This window comes from Rhodococcus sp. Chr-9, assembly GCF_000801125.1.
GTDB lineage: Bacteria > Actinomycetota > Actinomycetes > Mycobacteriales > Mycobacteriaceae > Rhodococcus > Rhodococcus pyridinivorans.
On sequence record NZ_JTIZ01000038.1, the window covers coordinates 45,743 to 69,222 of the forward strand.

A 23,480-nucleotide genomic window follows, 5' to 3' on the forward strand; every position below is an offset into this window, starting at 1 on the left:
CGATGTCGACGCGCTCGTTGCCGGTGTCCAGGGGGTTCGCGATCTCGTCCGCGAACATCCGCCCGGCGACGAGCGCGATCAGCATCAGCACCAGCGGTGCCACACCAGCCACGGTGAACAGCACCCACCGCGGCACCACCGTGGACAGCGGACCTGTTACCGCGATCGACACCGGCATGAGGGCGAGCGAGACGAAGAAGTCCAGGCTCGCCACCCGGCCGATCATGCCGAGCGGTACGCGCCTCTGCAGCAGGGTCCCCCACAGGACCATGCCCGCCGCGTCGGCGAATCCGATGACGAACGTAGCGATGATCATGACCGTGAACGACGTCGTGAAGGCGAAGACGGCCAACGGCAGAGTTCCCACACCCCAGCACATCAGCATGATGGTCAGGTAGCGACGCGGCAGAGGTCGCGACGACACCGCCAACGAACCCAGGGCTCCACCCACACCGAAGGCCGCGAGGATCGTGCCGAACCGTTGCTCCCCGTTGTCGAACAATTCGCGGGTGATGAACGGCAGCAACACCTCGACCGGCCCCATGACGACGAAGGTCATGACGCACGCGGCGATCAGGGTCCACAACAGCCACGGTGTGGTGATCGTGAAGGAGATGCCTTCCTTCAGATCGGCGAGCACACTCGTCTTCTCCTGCGACTCGGTCTCTTCCATCCGTTCCCGGGGGACGCGCACGCACAACAACAACACGAGCGCACACGCGTGGAAGGCGGCGACGATGAACGCGCCCGTCGCCGGGATGAACGCCCCGACCACCATTCCGGCCACGGCCGGTCCGGCGCCCTGCTGGAGGGTCGGTCGCAGCGCGCCCTCCATCCCGTTCGCGGCGAGAAGTTCCTCCGCGGGCAACACATTCGGCAACAGCGCGGTGTAGGTGGGGAAGAAGAACGCCGTGCCCGCGCCCAGCACCGCCGACGCAACCGCCATGTGCCACAGCGCTATCGCGTCGGAGATCGCCAGCGCCGTCACGAGAGAAACCGTCACGAGGTTCACCGCCTGCACCGCGACCAGCACGGCCCGTTTCGGCAACCGGTCGGCCGCGATCCCGCCCACGAGCGCGAACGCGAGCAGGCCGGCGCTCAGGCACGCCGCGACCATCGACAGGGCGGTCGGGGTGTCGCGGATGGCGATCACCTGGAAGACCATCACGACCGTCCACATCCCGGCCGCGAACAATTCCGCCGCGACGGCACCGATCAGCAGGCGGTAGTCGCGGTGCCGCAGGGGTGCCAGTGCGCGCACCCGAGCGTTCATGGCTTCGGTCCTTTCCGGGTGCATTCCTTCGGGGCCGATCCCAGCACCAGGTGCGGCCAGTGGGCGATGTCGCGTCGCATCTGCCGGTCGTGGGTGGCCACGGCGACCGCGGCGTCGGTCGCCCCCAGGGCGTCGGTCAGTTCGTCGACCAACGTGATCGACAGGTGGTTGGTGGGCTCGTCGAGCAGCAGCACGTGCGGTCGCGCGGCGAGAACCATCGCCAGGTCGAGGCGTCGTTGCTGGCCCATCGACAGGTCTCGGACCCGCTTGCCGAGGTCACGTTCGGTGAACAATCCGAGTTCGTCGAGATCGACGGCTCCCTGGTCGGGGACGAGGCCGGCGACGATCAGTTCGCCGACGTGCGCGTCGTAGACCTGCTGCACCTGCGCCGCCGACGGTGCCGGCGACTCCTGGGCGAGCCGGCCGATCCGTACGACGGGATCACTCTCGCGGGTTCCCGCCGTCGGTTCGACCTCGCCGGCCAGGACCGCGAGCAGCGTCGACTTGCCGGCGCCGTTGGGTCCGGTGATGACGAGCCGCGAACCGGCGAGGATGGCCAGATCGACCGGACGGTCGAGTCGGCCGCGCACCATGACGTCCTCGACGCGCACCAAGGGTGTGTCCGGGTCGATCCCGTCGGCCTCCGCGCCGAGCGCAGGCATGGAGAACTGCAGCGGCGGTACCGGTACCGCCACGGCATGGTCGTCCAGCGCTTCCTGACGGCGGTGCACCGACTGCACGAGCGCCGGCGCGCGGGTGGCACGCTGGTGCTTGCCGGTGCCCTTCTCCGGCCGCCAGCCGGTGACGAGCCGATCCTGCGCGGACTCGAGGTCCGATTCCAGCCGGGCTCGCTCGGCCTGCTCACGGGCGTATTCGCTCACCCAACGGGCATATTCGGCCTCGCGTCCCGTCCGGAAGCCGGCGTATCCCCCGCCGTATAGGCGTGGACGACCGTCGCGGCTCGGGTTCAGGTCGAGGATCGACGTGGCGACGTCGGTCAACAGGGCGCGGTCGTGGCTGACGAGGACCACGCCGCTGCGGGTCTGCTGCAGGCGTTCGGTGAGATAGTCGAGCCCCGATGCGTCGAGATGGTTGGTCGGCTCGTCGAGCAACAGGAAATCGTGTTCGGCGCCGAGCAGTGCGGCCAGGCGCACGCGGTAGCGCTGCCCGACCGACATCTCCGCCAGCGGTCGCGAGCGGTCGGTGACGGCGCCGAGCGCTTCGAGGGCGGTGTCGACGCGACGGTCGGCGTCCCACGCGTCGAGTTGCTCGGCGATCTCGAGGGCGTCGGCGTACGCGTCGGCGGCACCCGGACGTTCGTCGGCGAGTGCTGCGGTGCTCTCGTCGAGCGCCCGCAGCGCGGCGCGGACGTGCGCCAGCTCGATGTCGACGAGATCGCCGACGGTGCGCCCCTCGGCGACGGTCATCTCCTGCTCGGCGATACCGAACGAGCCGAACCGACGCACCGTCCCCGAGTCCGGTTCGAGGCGGCCGGCAAGGACGTGCAGCAGCGTGGACTTGCCGCGCCCGTTCTCCCCGACGACGCCCAGCCGGGAGCCCGGCGTGACCGCGAGGTCGACGCCGCGCAGGACGGGATGACCGTCGCGGGCGAGGTGGACGTCGACGGCGCCGAGTTGGGCGCGAGAGCGCCGGGGCATGGTGATGCTGATGGTCATGTGGTTTCCTCCGTGCGGAGGCGCACTCGTCCCCGGATCACGGGTGGGAGGATGCGCTCGCTGACGAACGGCCGGACACTCGGCCGTATTCGGGTACGGCTCGAACCGCGACCTCGGAGGACGTCCCGAGCCGCGGAGGGGGTGTCGTCAGTGGAAGTAGAGCGCCTGGATCATGATCTCCAGGGTACCGAGCGCCCGAGCACCGTCAATCGGATTTCGGTCCTCGGCCACGGCGCACGTCCGCCTCGGCGGCGAACCGTTCCTCGTATGCCGCAGCAAGTTCCTCGAGGGTCGCGGCGCAATCACCCTCGTAGGCCGGGGCGTGCATGGGTGCGAGAGTGCTCGGGTGCAGGTCCGCGAGTGCGCGGATGGTGGGTCCGAGTTCGGGGGTCAGGCACGTCGCGCGACCCAGGTCCTCCGCCTGCAGAGCGGGGCCGACGATCTCGCTCGTCGTCCGTGCCGGATATCTACCGAACGCCGTGAACAGATCACCGCACAACAGGGTGGATGTCGTTTCCTCGAACATCAGACCTGCATCCCATCCGTGTGGAACGTGCGGGGTGTCGATGTGCCGCACCCGACGGCGCCCGGTGGCCAGGACGTCCCCGTCCTGCAGGAGATGCGGTGGACGATCCGCAAGATCGGCGACCTGGACGAAACAACCCATCGCACCGTGGGCGACCTCCGCCGCCGGCGCCACTTCGAGCCAGGAGTTCATCGATCCGCACTCGTCGGCCTCGACGTGCCCGAAGGTGATCCACCGCAACCGATCCAGCGGTATCAACCGTGCTATCGCCTCCGACACCGACGGGAACAACGCCCGATATCCGGTATGGAACAGCAGAGGCTCGCCACCGTCCACGAGGAACTGGTTCATCGTCAGGTTCGCCGCGTCGAGAAATGTGGACACGCGGTAGACATCCGGAGCGATCTCGGTGATCTCGGTTTCCATCACAGGTCTCCTTGGTCGCACCCCCTTCTTTCGAGCGTGCCTCTGTCTCCGGCCGGACACAAGCCTCCGAGCCGGTACTCGTGCGAAGATGCGAGGAACATCTGTCGACGAGGCCGCAGGAGGCGCTCATGGAGCACACCGAATCGTCGTTCACCGGCGTCGGCGCGATCCCGATCGTGTACGACGTGTGGTTGCCGGAGGCCCCTACCGGCGTGCTGATCCTCAGCCACGGGCTGGGTGAGCACGCACGTCGCTACGACCACGTCGTCGCGCGGCTCACCGATCTCGGCCTCGTCGTGTACGCCCCCGACCACCGCGGTCACGGACGGTCGGGCGGCAAGCGTGTGCGCGCCCGGGAGATGCGCGAGTTCACCGATGACCTGGACAGCCTGATCGATCTGGCGACCCATGCGCATCCCGGCCTGCCGGTCTTCATGCTCGGTCACTCGATGGGCGGTGCGATCGCTCTGGCCTACGCGCTCGACCATCAGGACCGGCTCGACGCGCTCGTGTTGTCGGGGCCGGCGGTGATCGTCACGTCGGGCACACCGAAGCCGGTCGTGGAGATCGGCAAGCTGATCGGACGTTTCCTGCCGGGTGTGCCGGTGCAGCAGTTCGACAGCAAAGCGGTCTCGCGCGATCCCGCGGTGGTCGCGGCGTACGACGCCGATCCGCTCGTGCACCACGGTCTCGTGCCCGCCGGACTCGCGCGGGTGCTGGTGCTCAACGAGCAGAGCCTCGAGCGGCGCCTCCCGAACCTGAGGCTGCCGTTGCTCGTCATGCACGGAACCGCCGATGCGCTCGCCGATCCGGCCGGGTCGCAGCTCATCGCCGACCGTGCGGGTTCGAAGGACTTGACGCTGAAGTTGTACGACGGGCTGTACCACGAGGTGTTCAACGAGCCGGAGAAGGACCGCGTGCTCGACGACCTGACGGCCTGGTTGAAGACACGACTCGACAACTGAGGCTCGACAACCGGAAGGAGAGGGCGTGTCGTCACGCATGCCGGTCGCGTTCGTCGGCCACGGCAGTCCGCTCAACGCGCTCGAATCGAATCGGTACACGCAGGCCTGGGCGGCGTTCGGGCGATCCGTGCCGACGCCCCGCGCGATCCTGGCGATCTCCGCCCACTGGTTCATCAACGCCACCGCGGTGACCGCGATGCGGTCGCCGCGCACGATCCACGACTTCTTCGGGTTCCCGCAGGAGTTGTTCGACGTCGAGTATCCGGCGCCCGGTGCTCCGGAACTGGCGGAGGAGATCGCCGACCTCGTCCACCCGACGTGGGTGGGTGCCGACGTCGACTCGTGGGGTATCGACCACGGCACCTGGTCGGTGCTCACCCACGCCTTCCCGGAGGCGGATGTCCCGGTGGTACAGCTCAGCCTCAACGCCTACAAGCCGCTCGACTATCACGTCGAACTCGGAGCCCGTCTCGCCGGACTCCGCGATCGCGGGGTGTTGATCGTCGCGAGCGGCAACGTCGTCCACAACCTCGGCACGCTGGATCCGCGACGCCCGGGCGCGGGATTCGACTGGGCGCACCGATTCGACGAGGATGCCTTCGCCGTTCTGCGCGACCGTCCCGGTGACGCCGCGGCGCTGGGTGAGCACCCCGATTACCGCCACGCGGTGCCGACCCCCGATCATTTCCTGCCGTTGCTGTACGTCGCGGGTCTGGCCGCCGAGTCCGGGGAGCAACCGGAGACCCTCGTCGACGGTGTCGAATACGGATCGCTGTCGATGACGTCCTACGCCGTCGGCGGGAACTGTCCGCCGCGCGACGGGGACGGCCACGGTGCCGGACTGCCCGAGAGCCCGGAGCCGCCCGACACCAACCTGTGAGCGTTCAGGCGGCGTCGTCCACTGCGACGATCGCGCGTCGCGCGAACCGGGTGCTGAGCCCGATCAGTTCCATGGCTTCGGGGATCGCGCGGGCCAGGACCGGCCACGCGTGGATCTGCCCGCGCCACAGATGTGTCTCCACGGTGCGTCCCGCCGACGCGAGTCGTTCGGTCATGATCTCCACGTCCGGCCTGGTCAGCTCGTATTCGGCGGCGCACATGAACATGGGAGGGAACAGCGCCGGATCGGCGTCGACAGGGTTCGTCTCGCCCTCGATCGCCTCTTCCCCGGCGAACCAGCGCGGACTGATCTTCCCGAGTGCCTTGATGGGCAGGTAGTCGTCCCTCGCCATGTACTTCGGGTCGTGCTTGTCTAGGTCGAGGTTGAGCAGCGGCGAGTACCCGATCACCGCGGCCGGTCGCTGGATGCCGCGACGCGCGGCGAGTTCGGCGACCTTCGCCGCGAGATAACCGCCGGCCGAGTCGCCGCCGACGACGATGCGCGTGGGATCGTCGGCCACCTCGAGCAGAGCGGTGTACGCGTTCATCGCGTCCTGCACCGAACCTGCGATCGGCACCGCGGGCACCTGCCGGTAGTCCATCGAGTACACCGGGGCACCGGAATCGAGCGCGAGCTGCACGCACAGCTGACGGTGGGTGGACGGGCCGCAGAAGATGAAGCCGCCGCCGTGGAAGTAGAGGATGGTGGCGTCGTCGAGCGGATCGTCGACCGGCTTCGGGGAGATGATCCGCTCACCGGGCACTCCGCCGAGTTCGGTCTGCGTGACGTGCACGGCGCGCGGCGTGGGCGTGATCCTGTCGACCACCCACGACAGCCGGCCGAGCACGGCGATGCCGAAGTCGTTGCTCGGCCAGAGACTCAGAATCGGCTTGAAGAGGATCCGGACCACCCACAGGAGGATCAGCGCGACCCTACTGCTGCGGTCGTGCCAGGTCACCGCATCGGTACGCATGTGCACACACTATGTGACCGATACGTCTCAGGCATCGAGAGTTCCGACACCCGGCGGCCCCGGACCTCGAACGCGTCACCCGATCCGCAGCAGCGGCACGAGCAGTTCCTCGTCGGTCAACGCCCCGTGCTGCCCGGGAAGGTTCGACATGACCTGCTCGCCGTCGCTGCGGATCACCGTCGATTCGCCGCGTCCGACGGCCACGATGTCGCCGATCCGTTTGGCCAGCGCCGGATCGGGATCGGATCCGAACAGGCACGCCGCGAACGCGTCGTCGCGGGTGCCGACCCACGCGTGGTCGCCGAGTTCGTTGCGCCAGCGTTCGAGGACCCGGTCGACGTGGTAGGTGTAGATGTGGCGGCACCGCGGTTCCCCGGCGATGACGGTGACGTCCTCACCGAGACCCGGGGTGTGGTCGAAGTCGATGCGGCGACCCCGCGAGGCGTCGACCATGCCGTGATCGGCGGTGACGAGCAGGCGGGTGCCGGTCGGCAGCGCGTCGGCGAGTTGCTCGACGAAACGATCGACCACCGTGAGTTGCGCGAGCCACGCCGCGGACTCCGGTCCGTAGACGTGTCCGAGGGTGTCGACCTCGCCGATGTAGCAGTAGACGAGGCTGCGGTCGCCGGCGCTCACCGCGGCGACGACCTGGGCGAGCAGATCGCCGTAGGCGGAGACCCCGACGAAGTTGCCGCCGCGCAGCACGGCCCGGGTGAGGCCGCTGCCCTCGAAGGCATTCGGCACGACGGTGGTGACGGTCAGGCCCGCCTCGCGGCCGCGTTCGAACACCGTCGGGTGGGGCTGCACGGTCTCGGGTACAAGATCGTCGCGCTGGTCGATCGCGGTTCCGGCGAGGGTCCAGCGGAGCCAGTTGACCGGGGCCTCGATCTCGTCGACGTACGACTGGTAACCGGTGATGCCGTGGAGGCCGGACGGCAGCCCCGTCCCGAGGGAAGCGAGGCTGACGGCGGTGGTCGTCGGGAAGCCGGCACGCATCGGGCTGCCCGGCGCCTGCGTCAGGTACGGAGCGGCTTTCGCGTTGCGCTGCAGCAGCTCCCATCCCATCCCGTCGACGAGTAGGACGACGGTGTGATCGACGGGAGTGAGATCGAGTCGGTTGGTCTCACCGGCGACCCCCGCGGACGAGAGCACCGAAGGCATCAGGTCGGCGAGGGTCGGCTCGGCGTAGACGTCGCGCAGTGGCAGGCTCATAACCCGAGTATGAGCCACTCGCCTGCGCCGAGGGTCACTTGATGTCGGAGCCGTGCTTCGTCAGCGGCATGACCTCGATGTTCATGTAGGGGAACAACGGCAGGTTCCACAGGATCTCGTGCAATTCGTCGGCCGACTCGACGTCGAAGATCGAGATGTTGCTGTACTGGCCGACGATCCGCCAGATCTCCCGCCACTTGCCCTGGCGCTGGAGATCCTGGCTGTAGGCCTTCTCCTTCGCGACGGTCTCGGCGCGCACGTCGGGGTCCAGATCGCGGGGGATGTCGACGTCCATCCGAACGTGGAACAGTGCCATGATGTTTCTCCTTCTTCTGTTCTGACGAGAGCGCGAATCAGGAACGCGCGTACTTCTTCACGACGTCCATGTCGAGTTCGACGCCGAGTCCCGGCCCCTCGGGCAGGTGCACCTGGCCCTCGGAGTAGTCGAGCGGCTCCTGCAGCAGTTCGACGGCGAACAACTGTGGACCGAACAGTTCGGTGCCGTAGTCGATCCCCGGTTCGGCGCAGGCGAAGTGGACGGACGCGGCGGTCCCGATGGGGCCTTCGATGGAGGTCGCACCGTGGCACCGCAGGCCGGCCGCCTTCGCGACGGCGACGACCTGCTTGCTGCGCTGCAGTCCGCCGCACTTGGTGGTCTTGAGCGCGACGACGTCGGCGGCGCCGAGCTTGGCCACCTCGTACGCGTCGTGCGGGGTCTGCACGGACTCGTCGGCCATCACCGGCGCCGAGACGCGTCGGTTGATCTCGGCGAGAACGTCGAGTTGATCTGCGGGAGTGGGCTGTTCGATGAGCTCGACTCCACCGTCGACGAGCTGCGGGACGTGGCGCAGCGCGGTGAAACGGTCCCAGCGGGCGTTGACGTCGATGCTGAATCCGACCTCGCCGCCGAACGCCTCGACGATCTTGACGACACGATCGGTGTCGACTGCCGGGTCGAGCGCACCCATCTTGAGCTTGAAGGAGTAGTTCAGACGCTGCTCACGCTTGTGGGTGACCTCCTCGACGATCTCTTCGAGCGGCGCGGCGCCGAGCGCCCACCGCACGTCGACGCCGGTCCGGAAGGCACCGCCGAGCAGCGACGCGACCGGCACACCCAGCGCGCGTCCCCACGCGTCGTGCATCGCGACGTCGACGGCGGCCTTCGCGAATCGCGCGTTGGCGACGATGCGCTCGATATCGACCATGACGCCACTGATCTCGTCGACTCCGCGTCCGATGATGTAGGGCCCGATGTAGCGATCGACGATCTGCTGCATCGTCTCGACCGATTCGCCGCCCCACCACGGCCCGCCCGGCACGACGCCTTCACCGTAACCGGTGACGCCGCCCTCGGTGGTCACCGCGACGAGCAGGATCGGCTGCGCTTCGGCGGTGGTGGTGGCGAACTTGTGGGGTCGGATCAGCGGTACATCGATGATCGTCGTGGTGACGGAGGCGATCTTCAGATCGGGGTCGGACATCGGAATTGCTCACAATCGGATCGGGGTGTGACGGGGAATATGTCGACCCTGCATCAGCACGAATGCCGGTACCCCAGTGGGGCACCGGCATTCGTTACGCAGAACCGACTCGCGCGCGGGGGCCGGATCGGGCGGTTTCCGCGGTGCGGATCACGCTTCGGGGTCGAGTACGAAGTTGTAGGTCACTTCGTCGATGCCGTCGGCGTTGGGCTGCGGATCCAGGATGAGCTCGGGCTTGACGGCCGTGGCGACGTCGTCCTCGACCCACTCGCCGCCCTTGAAGTACAGCTGGGTGGTGATGGCGCGCTTGCCGGGAGCCTTCACCATGAGGTGCAGGTGGGCCGGACGCCAGGGGTGTCCGCCGTAGGAGCTGATGAACCAGCCGGTCGGTCCGTCGGCCGGGATCTTGTAGGGAGCCGGCTTGAGCGTGGTGATCTCGAAGTTGCCGTTCTCGTCGACCTCGACGGTGCCGCGCAGGTTCCACTCGGGGATACCGGGGGCGAACTGCGAGTAGAAGCCCTCTTCGTCGGCGTGCCACAGCTCGACGGTGGCGCCATGCAGGCCGTTGCCCTCGAGGTCGGTGACCTGGCCCTTGAAGACCAGCGGCGGCGCGACCTTGTCCTTGTCGCGCATCGGCATCGTGCACTTGGCCGGGAGCTTCGGGCTGTCCGGGACGTAGTAGGGGCCTTCGATGGAGCCCTTGGTGCCGGTGAAGCCCTTGCGGTTGTAGTGCACCTTCTCGATCTCGTGCTCGAGGAAGACGTCCAGCCACAGCGGCCACTCGCCGTATTCACCCACGTCGATGAGCCACTGCTTGAGCACCCGGTACTCGTCGTAGGTCACCTGGTGCTTCTGGATGATGTCGGCGAAAGCCCCGATCACGTCCTGGTAGATCGCCGACGCACGCTCGACCGAGGTGTCGGACGTGACCCGCTCGGACTTGAACTTGTCGGTCGCAGCGTTGCCGGACCCGTGGGCGGTGGGGTTCTCCATGGTGGTCATGGCTCTCCTCGTGGGGACTGAACTATCGGAAGTGTGGGGCCGGTGCGACACAGGGGCTGCGGTGATCACCGGTCAGTACGCTGTGCGTACTTGTGTATCGCAGTGCGTACATCACATACTGTGCGTGGTGTCACACAGCTTGTCAACACCGGATCGGGCAGTATCAACAAGTACGCAGGTAGGAGGCAGGATGCCGAGCATCGACCTAGGTAATGGCCCTAGCAACGATCGAGACTTCATCCAGAGCATCGAACGTGGTTTCGCGGTATTGCACGCCTTCGACGACAAGGACCCGAACCCCAGCCTGGCCGAGCTGGCCGCCAAGACCGGCCTGTCGCGACCCGCGGTCCGCCGGATCCTGCTGACCCTGCAGAAACTCGGCTACGTCACCTCACACGGCACGAGATGGTCGCTCACTCCACGCGTGCTCAGTATCGGCCGGCACTACACCGAATCCCACACTCTCGTGGACTCGGCATTGCCGAAACTCGTCGAGATCGCCGAGCACGCCAACGAATCCGCATCCCTCGGCGTACTCGACGGCACCGAGGTCGTCTACGCCGCACGCGTCCCGGTCCGCCGGATCATGAGCATCAACGTCTCCGTCGGCACCCGCGTCCCCGCCTACGCGACGTCGATGGGTCGGGCGCTGCTGGCCTGGTCACCACGCGAAATCGTCGATCGCGTGCTCGAGGAAACCGAGTTCGTACGATTCACGAGCGCGACGATCGACAACCCCGACGACCTGCGTGCCGAACTGGCCCACGTGCGCAACCGCGGCTACGCGATCACCTCCGCCGAACTCGAGGAAGGGCTCATCACGATCGCCGCTCCCGTCTTCGACCCCTCCGGCTATGCCGTGGGAGTGCTCGCGTGCTCGACGTCGACCGGTCGGCACACCCTCGACTCGTTCCGCGATCTCGCTACGAAAAGGGTCGTGAACTGCGCCGAAAGGCTCAGCAGCGAGCTCGGCTACCACCACAACTGACGGCCCTCGATCACCCACGCAGCGTGACCGACGGTGCCACCCCGTACTTACGCTTGTAGGCCGCCGCGAACCGGCCGGTATGGGTGATACCCCACTTCAGAGCCACATCGGTGACCGACAGTTCCGCCGCATCGCCCACCGCGAGTTCCTCGTGGATGCGCTCGAGGCGCAGGTCGAGCAGATAGTCGCGCGGGCACACCCCGAGATATTCGCGGAACCCCTCCTGCAGGCGCCGCACGCTGACCCCGGCCACCTCGGCCATCTCGGCGGTGGTCCACGCCGAGGCAGGATCCTCGTGCAACCGGTCGAGGACACGCTTGATGATGCGCGGGCGCGCCCCGCCGGTCGGATCCGCGTCCTCCGGCATGACCGCGAGGATGAACGAGGTCGTCAGAGCACCCGACAACTGCTCCGAGACAAGCGGATTCCGCCAGAGCGATTCGTCCGTTTTGAGCTGTTCCACGACCGAGCGCAACAGCGTCATCCAGCTCTGGCCCGCCTGCGTCGTCAGATCCACCCGATTCGGGAGCTGCAGGTCGGGACGGGCGAGGATGCGCGACATCTCGCGCTGTAGATAGTCGCGTTCGAGCTTGATCCCGACGATCTCGCAGTCGTTCGTCCACTTCTGTTCCGGAGCTGCGGTGTCGGGACGGAAGACGGCGGCGTGCCCGACCTCCGACACCAACCCGTTGCCGGCGGCGATCCGACCGGCGATCGGAATGTTCACCGCGTACGCCCCGGGATGTTCACTGCGGATCGACACCGCCGCTCCCCAGCCGAGGCGCGTGAGACGGATCGGCCCGAGCGGCAGTGTTCGGAGCCGGAGCGAGGGCGCGACGTCGTCGAGCGGCGTCAGTTCGTGCTCGAAATAGGCATTCGAGACAGCCTCTTCCACCTCTTCCCAATCGACCGGCCCCGGAGTCGGCTCCATTGCCATCGGCCCCTCACCTTCGTTTCCAGCTCGTCGTCGGCGCTCCGACCTGCGCATCCGTGTGGTTCGAGCGCGTGCGATCCAGTGTGATGCGGAACACGGCCCCAGGCAAACAGGGCCCTTCGGCCCACTCACCGCGCTAGGTGGATAGTGACCGCGCTCACTGGATCGCACAAGTTCCACGACGTCCATATGGTCTGTGTCACATCGAATCGAAGTCCACCACAACCCGCACCGGACAGGAGGACGCAGACATGGATCAGCGCACACTCCGCAATATCTTCGGACAGTTCGCCAGCGGCGTCACCGTCATCACCTGCGCGAACAGCGACGGAGAGCCCCACGGCGCGACCGTCACCGCCTTCACCGCCGTCTCGCTCGAGCCCCGCCTGTGCCAGGTCACCCTGACCCGCACCTCCAAGGCCTGCCGGTTCCTGTCCGACGCGCCGTTCGCGGTCAACATCCTCGCCGCAAACCAGCTCGACACTGCACTGCACTTCGCAGGACGCCCCCAGTCGCCCGAGCCGGTCTGGGAGCAGGGCCCCACCGCCCCGATCCTCGCCGGCACCGCCGCGACACTGTCGTGCACGCCCTGGCGCGAATACGACGGCGGCGACCACATCATCTACATCGGCGAGATCGTCGACGCCACCTTCGACGAGACGGTCGACCCGCTCCTGTTCTACCGCAGCACTTTCCATGATCTCGGCGCCCCGAGCACGTCCACCGCGTGGAACGGCTCACTCGACGATCCGCACAGCGGATGGTTCGACTCGCAGACCCGCTTCGTGCCGTTCCACCTCGCCGCAGCCCACGCCTGAACATCTTCCACTCCCCCGGACAAGGAGAAATCCCATGACCACCACCGAACCCCGGCCCTCGGAGACCCTCGATCGTTCCAAGGTGAACGTCGCCGCGGACTCCCCGGCCAACCAGCAGAAGAACTTCGCCTCCCGCCCCATGACCGGCGACGAGTACATCGCCTCCATCGACGACGGTCGCGAGATCTACCTGCACGGTGAGCGAGTCAAGGATTTCACCAACCATCCGGCCTTCCGCAACTCGATCCGGATGACGGCGCGCCTCTACGACGCCCTCCACACCGGTGAGCACGTCAACACCCTCACCGCCCCCACCGACACCGGCAACGGCGGCGTGACCATGCCGTTCTTCCGCACCCCGAAGTCCGCCGACGACCTGCGGGCCGACCGCGACGCCATCGCCACCTGGGCACGGCTGACCTACGGCTGGATGGGCCGCAGCCCCGACTACAAGGCGTCCTTCCTCGGCACGCTCGGCGCGAACGACGAGTTCTACTCGCCCTTCCAGGACAACGCGAAGCGCTGGTACCGCGAGTCGCAGGAGAAGGTCCTGTACTGGAACCACGCGATCATCAATCCGCCGGTCGACCGTCAGCTACCGCCGGACCAGGTCGGCGACGTGTTCATGAAGGTCGAGAAGGAGACCGACGCCGGCCTCATCGTCTCCGGCGCCAAGGTCGTCGCGACCGGTTCGGCCATCACGAACTACAACTTCATCGCTCACTACGGTCTGCCGATCAAGAAGAAGGAATTCGCGCTGATCTGCACGGTGCCGATGGACGCACCCGGCATCAAGCTCATCTCGCGCGCCTCCTACTCTCAGAACGCGAACATCGTCGGCTCCCCGTTCGACTACCCGATCTCCTCGCGGATGGACGAGAACGACGCGATCTTCATCTTCGACAAGGTGCTCGTGCCCTGGGAGAACGTCTTCATGTACGGGGACGTCGAGAAGATCAACAACTTCCTCGGCGGCTCCGGCTTCCTCCAGCGCTTCACGCTGCAGGGCTGCACGCGACTCGCGGTCAAGCTCGACTTCATCGCCGGTCTCCTCATGAAGGCTCTCGACGCCACCGGCGCCGGCGGATTCCGCGGCGTGCAGACCCGTGTCGGTGAGGTCATCGGCTGGCGCAACCTGTTCTGGTCGCTCACCGACTCCATGGTGAACAACCCGGAGCCGTGGATCGACGGCACTGTAATCCCCAAGCTCGAATACGGCCTCACCTACCGCATGTTCGCGATGCAGGGCTACCCGCGCATCAAGGAGATCATCGAGCAGGACGTCGCCTCGGGCCTGATCTACCTGCCCTCCTCCGCCGCCGACTTCAAGAACCCGGACGTGCGTCCTTACCTCGACAAGTATGTCCGCGGCTCCGACGGCATCCAGGCGGTCGACCGCGTGAAGGTCATGAAGGCACTGTGGGATTCGATCGGCTCCGAGTTCGGTGGCCGCCACGAACTGTACGAACGGAACTATGCCGGCAACCACGAGAACGTCAAGGCCGAGCTGCTGTTCGCCGCCGAGAGCCGCGGTGATGTCGCCTCCATGAAGGGCTTCGCGGAGCAGTTCATGAGTGAGTACGACCTCGACGGCTGGACCGTGCCCGACCTGATCGGCAACTCCGACGTCAGCGCGTTCTACAAGTAACCGACTCCCGCGCGCGGGCGGATGATCTCCGTTCTCCTGCCCGTCCGCGCGCGGCCCCCAACATCCACCCACCGCGAAGGAGCGTCCGAGATGACCACGACCGCTTCGACCTCCGTGTCCCATCCCCCTGCACCGGAATTCGACGCGGTAGTCCTCGGACGCTCCTTCGCCTCCCAGCGGGTCTCGGCCCGGTTGCGCGACGAACTACGGCTGGCGGTCCACGAGATCGGCACCGCGAGCGCCGTCCGCTACGACGACATCGACCATCGGTGGGAGATCCTCATCGGCGGCACCGTCGTCGGCCGAGCGAAGTTCGTCGTAGACGGGCACGGCGGCCTCACACTGCAGGGCCGAGACGGCGCCGCGCTCGAGCGCGATGCCCTGACGGTGCACGGCTTCCCGAATCTGTTCCGCCCCATCGTCGGTACGCGCACGGACTCCGTCGGGTACACGGTGTCCTGCATCGAATACATGCGCAGCAACGGTCTGGACTACGTCGAGCGGCGGCTGCGGACGCCGGTCGCGGACGACGACTACCCTGAGCTTTCGTTCGATCGGCCCACCCCCATCCTCTGGTTCGTCTGAGCCGTCCGGGAGGACGCACGAGCGGGTGACGACCACGAGGTCGTCACCCGCATACGTGCGTCCGAATCCGCATGCGTTCAGCCCCGCAGGACTTCCGTAGGGGTGACGCCGTACCGCTTCCTGAAGGCGGCGGCGAAACGCCCCGGATGGCCGAAACCCCACCGGAAAGCCACATCTGCCACGGTGATTCCCCCGGCAGTAAGATCCGCGTGGGCGCGATCGAGCCGGATGTCGCGCAGACACGCGGACGGACTGCTGCCCACGTACTCGGAGAACGCCTCCTGCAACCTGCGCACACTGGTTCCGGCGATCTCCGCCATGTCGGCTGCCGTCCAGACACGACCCGGATCCTCCTGCAGAGCATTCAACACCCGCCGGACCATGCCCGGGCGGGGTGCCGGTGACATTTCGTCGGCCGGCGCGACCGCCAGGACGAAGGCCGTGGTGACCGCACCGCCGAGCTGGGCCGACACGAGAGGATTCGTGAGCACCCGGGTCGGCCCGGCGAGCTGCTCGCTCAGCGCTGCCACGAGACGGTGCCATTCCTGCGCCGACCCTCGCAGATCGAGGCGGTCGGGAAGTTCGAGGCGCGACCGCAACGGACCACCGAGAATGCGGTCCGCTTCGCGTTCGAGATGTTCTCGATCGAACTTGATTCCGAGGACCGAACATTCGGCGTCCCACCGTGTGATGAGCGACGGGGTGTCCGCGCGGAAGACTGTCGCCGAGCCGGGTTCGGAGACGACGGTGCCCGAGCGCCCCTGCGATTCGAGCCGCCCGCTCAGCGGTATGTTCACCTCGTAGGCGCCCGGATATTCACATTCGATCGCGACGTCCGCTCCCCAGCCCATCCGACCGATCGTGACACCTCCGAGATCGGCCGAGACCAATTCGAGCTCAGGACGATCCACCTTTCCGAGGTCCGTCAATCGGTGCGGGAAGTACACGTCCGCCACGACGCGCGAGGCGTCGTCCCAGTCCTCGATTTCGGGCACACTCACGCCTTCGAGACTAACCGCTTCCGAGACCTGGATCACATAGTCGCGTGATTCGTCCAGGGACCGCGCAATGTGCATCGACCGGCCCGTCGGCCGACTCGTATGGTCCTGGCCACGTCAACAACGGCCCGGCCGTCGCCGGACGGCTCCCGACCCGGAGGTACACCGATGACCAGCACTCTTTCGTGGCTCGACGAGATCACCATGGAAGAACTCGAGCGCAATCCGTACCCGGTCTACGAGCGCTTGCGCGCCGAAGCTCCGGTCGCCTTCGTGCCCGTCCTCGGCGCCTACGTAGCGTCCACGACCGAAGCGTGCCGTGCGGTCGCGGCCGGCGACGACTTCGACGGCATCATCACCCCCGCCGGTGGCCGCACCTTCGGTCATCCCGCGATCATCGGCGTCAACGGCGACATCCACCGCGACCTGCGGTCGATGGTCGAACCCGCCCTCCAGCCCGCCGAGGTGGACCGCTGGATCGAGGATCTCGTCCGCCCGATCGCACGACGCTACGTCGAGGCGTTCGAGTCCGACGGCAGGGCCGATCTCGTCGCCCAGTTCTGCGAGCCGGTGAGTGTGCGGTCGCTCGGTGATCTCCTCGGACTGAAGGACGTCAGTTCGGACAAACTGCGCGAATGGTTCCACAAACTGTCGGATTCGTTCACCAACGCAGCGATGGACGAGGACGGAAACTTTCTGAACCAGGAACGTTTCGACGAGGGCGACCGCGCCAAGGAGGAGATCCGTTCCGTCGTCGACCCGCTGATCGACCACTGGATCGAGCATCCCGACGACAGCGCCATCTCGCACTGGCTGCACGACGGGATGCCCGAAGGGCAGACGCGGGACCGCGACTACATCTACCCGACGCTGTACGTCTTCCTCCTCGGCGCCATGCAGGAACCGGGACACGCCATGAGTTCCACCCTGGCAGGCCTGTTCACCCGCCCCGAACAGTTCGAAGCCGTGGTGGACGAACCGGGACTCATCCCCCGCGCGATCGCCGAAGGGATGCGCTGGACCGCCCCGATCTGGTCCGGCACCGCACGTATCGCCAAGCGCGACACCGTCGTATCAGGAATCGAGATCAGCGAAGGGTCGGTGGTCATGCTGTCCTACGGGTCGGCGAACCACGACATCGACGTGTTCGACGCCCCCAGCCGCTACGACCTGACCCGCCCGCCGCTCCCCCACCTCGCCTTCGGTGCCGGCAAGCATGCCTGCGCGGGAATCTACTTCGCGAACAACGTGAGCCGCATCGGTCTCGAAGAACTGCTCGAGACCATCCCCAATCTCGAGCGGGACACTTCCGAGGACGTCGAATTCTGGGGTTGGGGTTTCCGCGGCCCGAAGACCCTGCACGCCCGGTGGGAGATCTGACCATGCCGTACACACTCACCGCGGGCACCGGCGTCGTTCCCTGCGAACCCGGTCGGACGGTGCTGGAAGCGTTCCTGCGCAACGGCAACTGGATGCCCAACTCCTGCAACCAGGGAACCTGCGGCACCTGCAAGATCAAGGTCCTCGACGGCGAACTCGATCATCGGAACTCGCCGGAGGAGACGCTCACCGCCGACGAACTCGCGGCCGGATTCGTCCTCGCGTGCCAGGCCACCCCGCGCGGCGACGTCGCCTTCGAGACCCCCGCAACGGAGGAACCCGCCAGCACGCACGTGCTGCGCGACGTCGTCGTCACCGTCGCCGAGGTACGCGACATCGCCGCCGACACACGCAAGGTGTTGCTCACCGCCGACGAACCGCTCGAGTTCTCGGCCGGGCAGTACGTGGAGGTGACAGTTCCCGGGACCGAGATCCGACGGCAGTACTCACTCGCGAATCCGCCCTCCGAGGCCAAAGAGCTCGAACTGCACATCCGCCGGCAACCCGGTGGAGTCGCGAGCGAATGGGTCTTCGAGCGCATCGACGTGGGTGAACGCGTGACCGTCACCGGCCCGTACGGCGACTTCACCTTCGACCTGGAGGGCACCGGCCCGATCGTCCTGCTCGGCGGTGGGACGGGCCTCGCCCCGCTCGAGGCCATCGTCCGGCAGGCGCTCTCCCTCGTCCCCGACCGGCAGATCCTGCTCTACCACGGGGTCCGTACCTGCGCGGACCTGTACGACGTCGACTTCCTCCGCGAACTGGAGACCCGCCATCCCGGCTTCCGCTACATCACCTGCGTGAGCAGGGAGAGCGGCGGAGACCGCGACGGATACGTCACCGACGCCTTCCTCGAGAACGTCGCGTCCGCGAAGGAGTTCACCGGCTACATCTGCGGATCGGACGCGTTCGTCGAGGCATCAGTGAAGGCGTTCAAGCGTCGCCGCATGTCGCCGCGACGCATCCATCGCGAACGGTTCACCCCGGCCGGCTGAATACCCTCTTCCCCGTACCGCTCGTACGCACGCGCTGCTCCGGCATCGCGATGCGCACGAGCGGTACGGCCGTGTCGAGGGGTCTTTCCGCCTCCGGTCGCTCGAGGGCCTTTCGACCCCCCACCCAGGGGTCCTAGGTATCCCTAGGTATTTGCCTGGTGTGACCGTAGCCACAGGCTGTCATCGTGGAGATATCGCCGGACACATCGCGTCGAGCCGGACCGGAGAAAGACCCCGGTCACCACGAATCTTCAGTACAGGCTCGGCCGCGTCGGACACGCCCTGTCCGTCCCGGGAACGAAGCCGATACCTGGAGGATCCCATGACCGACATCGTGGAGCACGTGCGCACTCGCCTCGACGGCGCACTCGTCGAAGACCCGAGCACCGGGCGGTACCAGATCCGCCGTGACGTCTTCACCGACGAGGAGATCTTCGAACTCGAGATGAAGCACATCTTCGAGGGCAACTGGGTGTACCTCGCCCACGAGAGCCAGGTCCCGAACGTCGGTGATTACTTCACCACGTATATCGGCCGCCAGCCCGTCGTCATCAGCCGCGACAAGGAAGGCGAGCTGCACTGCCTGATCAACGCGTGCAGCCACCGCGGTGCGATGCTGTGCCGTCGCAAGACCGACAACCGCACCACCTTCACGTGCCCCTTCCACGGCTGGACGTTCCGCAACAACGGAAAGCTGCTGAAGGTCAAGGATCCCCGCGACGCCGGCTATCCCGAGCAGTTCAACACCGACGGCAGCCACGACCTGCGGAAGGTCGCTCGTTTCGAGAGCTACCGCGGTTTCCTGTTCGGCAGCCTGAATCCCGACGTCAAGTCGCTCGAGGACCACCTCGGTGACACCACGAAGATGATCGACATGCTCGTCGACCAGTCCCCCGAGGGCCTCGAGGTGCTGCGCGGTTCGTCCACCTATACCTACGACGGCAACTGGAAGCTGCAAGCCGAGAACGGCGCCGACGGTTACCACGTCTCGGCCACCCACTGGAACTATGCCGCGACCACCGCGCGCCGCACTGCCGGTGAGTCCAGCAACGAGACCAAGGCGATGGACGCCGGCACCTGGGGCAAGCAGGGCGGCGGCTACTACTCGTTCGACCACGGCCACCTGTTGCTGTGGATGTGGTGGGGCAACCCCGAGGACCGTCCGCTGTACCCGCGCAAGGACGAACTCGCGAAGGAGTTCGGCGAGAAGAAGGCCGAGTTCATGGTCGGCGCGTCGCGCAACCTGTGCCTGTACCCGAACGTGTACATCATGGACCAGTTCTCCTCGCAGATTCGGCACTTCCGCCCGATCTCCGTGGACAAGACCGAGGTGACGATCTACTGCATCGCACCGAAGGGTGAGAGCGCCGAGTCCCGCGCCAACCGGATCCGTCAGTACGAGGACTTCTTCAACGCGACCGGCATGGCCACCCCGGATGATCTCGAGGAGTTCCGCTCCTGCCAGAAGACCTACCTCGCATCGGCTGCGCCCTGGAACGACATGAGCCGCGGTGCAACCCACATCCTCAACGGACCCGACGAGGTCGCTCAGGATCTCGGCATGACGAAGGTGCTGTCGAGCGGTGTGAAGACCGAGGACGAAGGCCTGTACCCGATCCAGCACGGCTACTGGCTCGAAGCGATGCGCGAGGCCATCGCCGCCGAGAGTTCCGCCGCCGACCCGTCCGCGCTCTGAGAGGAACCGGAATCATGACTGCCGTACACGAATTCACGCAGACCGACATCGAACAGTTCCTCTACCGTGAGGCCCGACTGCTCGACGACCGCGAGTTCGAGCAGTGGCTCGAGTGCTACCACCCCGATGCCGAGTACTGGATGCCGGCCTGGGACGACGACGGTGCTCTCACCGAGAACCCGCAGACCGAGATCTCGCTGATCTACTACCCGAATCGCGGCGGCCTCGAGGACCGGGTGTTCCGCATCCGCACCGACCGTTCGTCGGCGACCTCGCTGCCCGAACCCCGCACGGGACACAACATCACCAACGTCGAGATCCTCGAGCGTCGCGGCACCGAAATCGACCTGCGGCACAACTGGTTCTCGTTGTACTTCCGCTACAACACCACCGACACCTACTTCGGGACCACCTTCCTCACCCTCGATGTCTCGGGCGCACAGCCGGTGATCAAGAAGAAGAAGATCGTCCTGAAGAACGACTACATCCACCACATCGTCGACGTCTACGTCGTCTAGTTCCACCCCGATCACGAAAGGAGGCACGTGCCATGGCTTACCAGGTGGCATTGAGCTTCGAGGACGGGGTCACCCGCTTCATCAAGGTCAACCCGAACGAGACCGTCGCCGACGCCTCGTACAAGGCACGCATCAACATTCCGCTCGACTGCCGCGACGGCGCGTGCGGAACCTGCAAGGCCTTCTGCGAATCGGGCAGCTACGACGGCGGCGACTACATCGAGGACGCCCTCACCGACGAAGAGGCCGAGCAGGGTTACTGCCTGCCGTGCCAGATGATGCCGGAATCCGATCTGGTGGTGCAGATCGCGAGCACCTCCGATGTCGCGAAGACCGCGGCCGCCTCGTATAGCGCGACCATCACGGATCTGCGCCGTTACTCCGAGAGCGTCGTCGGGTTCACCGTCGAGATCGACAACCGTGACGATCTGGTGTTCCTGCCCGGTCAGTACGTCAACATCGGCGTGCCCGGCAGCGACGACGGCACCGGTAAGCCGGCGACCCGCTCGTACTCGTTCAGCACCGGCCCGCACGAGAATTCGCTCGCGTTCCTCGTGAAGATCACCGAGGACGGTCTGATGTCCGAGTACCTGCGCGACCGCGCGCAGGTCGGCGATACCCTGGAGTTCACCGGCCCATTCGGCAGCTTCTTCCTGCGCGAGCGCAAGCGTCCGTCGCTGCTGCTCGCCGGCGGTACCGGCCTGGCGCCGCTGCTGTCGATCCTGTCGAAGATCGAGGCCGACGGCTCGGACCAGCCGGTGCACCTGATCTACGGTGTCACCTTCGATCACGATCTCGTCGAACTCGACGCGCTCGAGGAGTACACGAAGCGGCTGCCGAACTTCACGTTCGACTACTGCGTCGCCGACGAAGCGTCGTCCGCCCCGAACAAGGGATACGTGACGGGTCTGTTCGAGCCGTCGCACCTCAACGACGGTGATGTGGACATTTACCTGTGCGGTCCGCCGCCCATGGTGGAGGCGGTGCGTAACCACCTGTCCGAGAACGGTATCGAGCCGACGAACTTCTACTTCGAGAAGTTCAACACCTCGGCCACCCCGGGTGGGGCAACCGCACCCGCTGCCACCGACGCCGAGAAGGCCGCGGCGGAGAAGGCTGCCGCCGAGACCGGTCGTCCGGTGGTGCTCGAGAACCCCGAGCCCGGCAATTACGAGATCGGCGAGGAGCATCCGCCCGTCGCCGAATCGGACGAGCAGTTCGACGCCCGCATGGCCCTCGAACTCGGGGTCGTCGAACTCACGATCGGCCGGCTCACGCCGGAGCAGCTCGTCGAGTTCCGCATCCTCGCCGAGGCGTCCGGCGCGTCGGTCGAAGGCGACCACTTCACCGACGCCGCGGCGTTCACCGACACCAATGCGGCCTTCCACGAGTTCCTCTTCCGCTGTTGCACCAACCCGGTGCTGCTCGAGGCCTACAACAAGCTCGAGGTCACCCGGTTGATGAAGCAGGTCCTGCGCGACGCGCAGTGGATCGAGGAGCACATCGTCGACGAGCACCTGCAGCTCGTCGAGGCGTTCGAGAAGGGCGACAAGGCCGCCGCGCGCGACCTGATCGTCGTCCACTCGCAGCACGCCAAGGAGACGATGCGTCGCGCCATCGCCAGCGGTGCCCCAGCAGGTGTCTCCTCATGATCGAAACGAAGATCTTCCCGGGCCGGTTCGACGGACGGTGCCTGACGATCACCGGCGCCGCGCAGGGCATCGGTCTCACGGTGGCGACCCGCATCGCCGCCGAGGGCGGTGAGGTCGTGCTCGTCGACCGCGCGGATCTCGTCCACGAGGTGGCCGAGCAGCTGCGCGAGGCGGGCGGCAAGGCGCATTCGGTGACGGCGGATCTCGAGACCTCCGAGGGCGCGGAGGAGGCGATCTCCCACGCCGTCCGCACCACCGGCCGCATCGACGTGCTGATCAACGTCGTCGGCGGCACGATCTGGGCCAAGCCGTACGAGCACTATGCGCCGGAAGAGATCGAGAAGGAGATCCGGCGGTCGCTGTTCCCCACTCTGTGGACGTGTCGCGCCGCCGCTCCCCATCTGATCGAGCGACGCGCCGGCACGATCGTGAACGTCTCGTCGGTCGCGACCCGCGGCGTCAACCGCGTGCCGTATTCGGCGGCGAAGGGTGGGGTCAACGCGATCACCGCGTCGCTCGCCCTCGAACTCGCCCCCTACGGGGTCCGCGTGGTGGCGACCGCCCCGGGCGGCACCGTCGCTCCCGAGCGGCGGATCGCGCGCGGTCCGTCGCCGCAGTCCGAGCAGGAGAAGGCCTGGTACCAGCAGATCGTGGACCAGACCGTCGATTCCTCCCTGCTCAAGCGGTACGGCACGCTCGACGAGCAGGCCGCCGCGATCTGTTTCCTGGCCTCCGAGGAGGCCTCCTACATCACCGGCACGGTTCTTCCCGTCGCCGGCGGCGATCTGGGCTGACCGCCCCTCGCTCGGCCTCACCGAAGGCGCCAGTCCCCCCGGTGAGGCCACTTTTCTCCC

The 23,480-nt window shown here is 66.7% G+C and carries 21 protein-coding genes and 1 pseudogene; 12 read left to right on the forward strand and 10 right to left on the reverse strand.

The window, feature by feature from the left end:
• Positions 1-28 precede the first annotated feature (28 nt).
• From QR64_RS25500 to QR64_RS04010, 3 genes and pseudogenes are all read right to left on the reverse strand, one after another.
• Positions 29-1,273, reverse strand: a pseudogene (locus tag QR64_RS25500) (MFS transporter); the annotation flags it as partial.
• Positions 1,270-2,949: an ABC-F family ATP-binding cassette domain-containing protein gene (locus QR64_RS04005; protein WP_024102350.1), complete on the reverse strand. Its 1,680-nt coding sequence runs from the start codon at positions 2,947-2,949 to the stop codon at positions 1,270-1,272. The gene QR64_RS04005 and the pseudogene QR64_RS25500, both read right to left, overlap by 4 nt.
• A 205-nt stretch (positions 2,950-3,154) precedes the next feature.
• Positions 3,155-3,901, reverse strand: coding sequence for an MBL fold metallo-hydrolase (locus QR64_RS04010; protein ID WP_039584241.1), 747 nt, complete (start codon positions 3,899-3,901; stop codon positions 3,155-3,157).
• 128 nt (positions 3,902-4,029) lie between these two features.
• On the opposite strand from QR64_RS04010, the gene QR64_RS04015 reads away from it, so the two are divergent.
• Positions 4,030-4,866, forward strand: a complete 837-nt coding sequence (locus QR64_RS04015) for an alpha/beta hydrolase (protein ID WP_039584243.1) — start codon at positions 4,030-4,032, stop codon at positions 4,864-4,866.
• 37 nt (positions 4,867-4,903) lie between these two features.
• Entirely contained in the window at positions 4,904-5,746 is an 843-nt protein-coding gene (gene ygiD, locus QR64_RS04020) for a 4,5-DOPA dioxygenase extradiol (RefSeq protein ID WP_039584244.1), read from the forward strand.
• 4 nt (positions 5,747-5,750) lie between these two features.
• On the opposite strand, the gene QR64_RS04025 is transcribed toward ygiD, so the two are convergent.
• The 5 genes from QR64_RS04025 to catA all read right to left on the reverse strand — a co-directional run bounded on the left by QR64_RS04025 (position 5,751) and on the right by catA (position 10,414).
• Positions 5,751-6,719, reverse strand: a complete 969-nt coding sequence (locus QR64_RS04025; RefSeq protein WP_039584245.1) for an alpha/beta hydrolase — start codon at positions 6,717-6,719, stop codon at positions 5,751-5,753.
• Positions 6,720-6,794: 75 nt separating this feature from the next.
• A complete protein-coding gene (locus QR64_RS04030; protein ID WP_006553168.1) occupies positions 6,795-7,931 on the reverse strand; it encodes an alkaline phosphatase family protein in 1,137 nt (378 codons plus the stop codon).
• A gap of 34 nt (positions 7,932-7,965) precedes the next feature.
• Positions 7,966-8,247, reverse strand: coding sequence for a muconolactone Delta-isomerase (gene catC / locus QR64_RS04035; RefSeq protein ID WP_006553167.1), 282 nt, complete (start codon positions 8,245-8,247; stop codon positions 7,966-7,968).
• A 37-nt stretch (positions 8,248-8,284) separates the two neighbouring features.
• Entirely contained in the window at positions 8,285-9,412 is a 1,128-nt protein-coding gene (locus tag QR64_RS04040) for a muconate/chloromuconate family cycloisomerase (protein ID WP_006553166.1), read from the reverse strand.
• A gap of 150 nt (positions 9,413-9,562) precedes the next feature.
• Entirely contained in the window at positions 9,563-10,414 is an 852-nt protein-coding gene (gene catA, locus QR64_RS04045) for a catechol 1,2-dioxygenase (RefSeq protein WP_039584246.1), read from the reverse strand.
• Positions 10,415-10,604: 190 nt separating this feature from the next.
• Here catA and QR64_RS04050 point away from each other — a divergent pair, with 190 nt between their 5' ends.
• Positions 10,605-11,402, forward strand: a complete 798-nt coding sequence (locus QR64_RS04050; RefSeq protein ID WP_006553164.1) for an IclR family transcriptional regulator C-terminal domain-containing protein — start codon at positions 10,605-10,607, stop codon at positions 11,400-11,402.
• Positions 11,403-11,412: 10 nt separating this feature from the next.
• On the opposite strand, the gene QR64_RS04055 is transcribed toward QR64_RS04050, so the two are convergent.
• A complete protein-coding gene (locus QR64_RS04055) occupies positions 11,413-12,333 on the reverse strand; it encodes an AraC family transcriptional regulator (RefSeq protein WP_039584248.1) in 921 nt (306 codons plus the stop codon).
• Positions 12,334-12,587: 254 nt separating this feature from the next.
• Between QR64_RS04055 and QR64_RS04060 the strand changes: the two genes are divergently transcribed.
• The 3 genes from QR64_RS04060 to QR64_RS04070 all read left to right on the forward strand — a co-directional run bounded on the left by QR64_RS04060 (position 12,588) and on the right by QR64_RS04070 (position 15,387).
• Positions 12,588-13,154 (forward strand): flavin reductase family protein, encoded by a 567-nt coding sequence (locus QR64_RS04060; protein ID WP_019288825.1) that lies wholly within the window; start codon positions 12,588-12,590, stop codon positions 13,152-13,154.
• Between the two features lie 34 nt (positions 13,155-13,188).
• Positions 13,189-14,802 (forward strand): 4-hydroxyphenylacetate 3-hydroxylase family protein, encoded by a 1,614-nt coding sequence (locus QR64_RS04065; RefSeq protein ID WP_006553161.1) that lies wholly within the window; start codon positions 13,189-13,191, stop codon positions 14,800-14,802.
• Positions 14,803-14,892: 90 nt separating this feature from the next.
• Positions 14,893-15,387 (forward strand): hypothetical protein, encoded by a 495-nt coding sequence (locus QR64_RS04070; RefSeq protein ID WP_039584268.1) that lies wholly within the window; start codon positions 14,893-14,895, stop codon positions 15,385-15,387.
• Positions 15,388-15,464: 77 nt separating this feature from the next.
• Here the strand turns inward: QR64_RS04070 and QR64_RS04075 are convergent, their stop codons facing one another.
• Positions 15,465-16,388 (reverse strand): AraC family transcriptional regulator, encoded by a 924-nt coding sequence (locus QR64_RS04075; RefSeq protein WP_138844917.1) that lies wholly within the window; start codon positions 16,386-16,388, stop codon positions 15,465-15,467.
• A gap of 165 nt (positions 16,389-16,553) precedes the next feature.
• Between QR64_RS04075 and QR64_RS04080 the strand changes: the two genes are divergently transcribed.
• The 6 genes from QR64_RS04080 (at position 16,554) to QR64_RS04105 (ending at position 23,420) form a co-directional block, all read left to right on the forward strand.
• A complete protein-coding gene (locus QR64_RS04080) occupies positions 16,554-17,765 on the forward strand; it encodes a cytochrome P450 (protein WP_006553158.1) in 1,212 nt (403 codons plus the stop codon).
• Positions 17,766-17,767: 2 nt separating this feature from the next.
• Positions 17,768-18,760 carry a 2Fe-2S iron-sulfur cluster-binding protein gene (locus QR64_RS04085; protein ID WP_200886471.1) on the forward strand — a complete coding sequence of 331 codons (993 nt, stop codon included), beginning with the start codon at positions 17,768-17,770 and terminating at the stop codon, positions 18,758-18,760.
• A 322-nt stretch (positions 18,761-19,082) separates the two neighbouring features.
• Positions 19,083-20,456 carry a benzoate 1,2-dioxygenase large subunit gene (benA, locus tag QR64_RS04090; protein WP_006553156.1) on the forward strand — a complete coding sequence of 458 codons (1,374 nt, stop codon included), beginning with the start codon at positions 19,083-19,085 and terminating at the stop codon, positions 20,454-20,456.
• A gap of 14 nt (positions 20,457-20,470) precedes the next feature.
• Positions 20,471-20,974, forward strand: coding sequence for a benzoate 1,2-dioxygenase small subunit (gene benB, locus QR64_RS04095; protein WP_006553155.1), 504 nt, complete (start codon positions 20,471-20,473; stop codon positions 20,972-20,974).
• Between the two features lie 32 nt (positions 20,975-21,006).
• Positions 21,007-22,626: a benzoate 1,2-dioxygenase electron transfer component BenC gene (gene benC, locus QR64_RS04100; RefSeq protein WP_019288829.1), complete on the forward strand. Its 1,620-nt coding sequence runs from the start codon at positions 21,007-21,009 to the stop codon at positions 22,624-22,626.
• Positions 22,623-23,420, forward strand: a complete 798-nt coding sequence (locus QR64_RS04105) for a 1,6-dihydroxycyclohexa-2,4-diene-1-carboxylate dehydrogenase (RefSeq protein WP_039584252.1) — start codon at positions 22,623-22,625, stop codon at positions 23,418-23,420. The genes benC and QR64_RS04105 overlap by 4 nt, the downstream gene beginning before the upstream one ends.
• Positions 23,421-23,480 lie beyond the last annotated feature (60 nt).

Excerpts from the sequence above, each read along its gene's own strand:
- QR64_RS04040 (WP_006553166.1), bottom strand. The coding sequence starts at position 9,412 with ATGTCCGACCCCGATCTGAAGATCGCCTCCGTCACCACGACGATCATC.
- QR64_RS04050 (WP_006553164.1), top strand. The coding sequence starts at position 10,605 with ATGCCGAGCATCGACCTAGGTAATGGCCCTAGCAACGATCGAGACTTC.
- QR64_RS04055 (WP_039584248.1), bottom strand. The coding sequence starts at position 12,333 with ATGGAGCCGACTCCGGGGCCGGTCGATTGGGAAGAGGTGGAAGAGGCT.
- catA (WP_039584246.1), bottom strand. The coding sequence starts at position 10,414 with ATGACCACCATGGAGAACCCCACCGCCCACGGGTCCGGCAACGCTGCG.
- QR64_RS04025 (WP_039584245.1), bottom strand. The coding sequence starts at position 6,719 with ATGCGTACCGATGCGGTGACCTGGCACGACCGCAGCAGTAGGGTCGCG.
- QR64_RS04065 (WP_006553161.1), top strand. The coding sequence starts at position 13,189 with ATGACCACCACCGAACCCCGGCCCTCGGAGACCCTCGATCGTTCCAAG.
- benB (WP_006553155.1), top strand. The coding sequence starts at position 20,471 with ATGACTGCCGTACACGAATTCACGCAGACCGACATCGAACAGTTCCTC.
- QR64_RS04070 (WP_039584268.1), top strand. The coding sequence starts at position 14,893 with ATGACCACGACCGCTTCGACCTCCGTGTCCCATCCCCCTGCACCGGAA.
- catC (WP_006553167.1), bottom strand. The coding sequence starts at position 8,247 with ATGGCACTGTTCCACGTTCGGATGGACGTCGACATCCCCCGCGATCTG.
- ygiD (WP_039584244.1), top strand. The coding sequence starts at position 4,904 with ATGCCGGTCGCGTTCGTCGGCCACGGCAGTCCGCTCAACGCGCTCGAA.
- QR64_RS04005 (WP_024102350.1), bottom strand. The coding sequence starts at position 2,949 with ATGACCATCAGCATCACCATGCCCCGGCGCTCTCGCGCCCAACTCGGC.
- QR64_RS04010 (WP_039584241.1), bottom strand. The coding sequence starts at position 3,901 with ATGGAAACCGAGATCACCGAGATCGCTCCGGATGTCTACCGCGTGTCC.
- QR64_RS04060 (WP_019288825.1), top strand. The coding sequence starts at position 12,588 with ATGGATCAGCGCACACTCCGCAATATCTTCGGACAGTTCGCCAGCGGC.
- QR64_RS04015 (WP_039584243.1), top strand. The coding sequence starts at position 4,030 with ATGGAGCACACCGAATCGTCGTTCACCGGCGTCGGCGCGATCCCGATC.
- QR64_RS04030 (WP_006553168.1), bottom strand. The coding sequence starts at position 7,931 with ATGAGCCTGCCACTGCGCGACGTCTACGCCGAGCCGACCCTCGCCGAC.
- QR64_RS04085 (WP_200886471.1), top strand. The coding sequence starts at position 17,768 with ATGCCGTACACACTCACCGCGGGCACCGGCGTCGTTCCCTGCGAACCC.
- benA (WP_006553156.1), top strand. The coding sequence starts at position 19,083 with ATGACCGACATCGTGGAGCACGTGCGCACTCGCCTCGACGGCGCACTC.
- QR64_RS04080 (WP_006553158.1), top strand. The coding sequence starts at position 16,554 with ATGACCAGCACTCTTTCGTGGCTCGACGAGATCACCATGGAAGAACTC.
- benC (WP_019288829.1), top strand. The coding sequence starts at position 21,007 with ATGGCTTACCAGGTGGCATTGAGCTTCGAGGACGGGGTCACCCGCTTC.
- QR64_RS04105 (WP_039584252.1), top strand. The coding sequence starts at position 22,623 with ATGATCGAAACGAAGATCTTCCCGGGCCGGTTCGACGGACGGTGCCTG.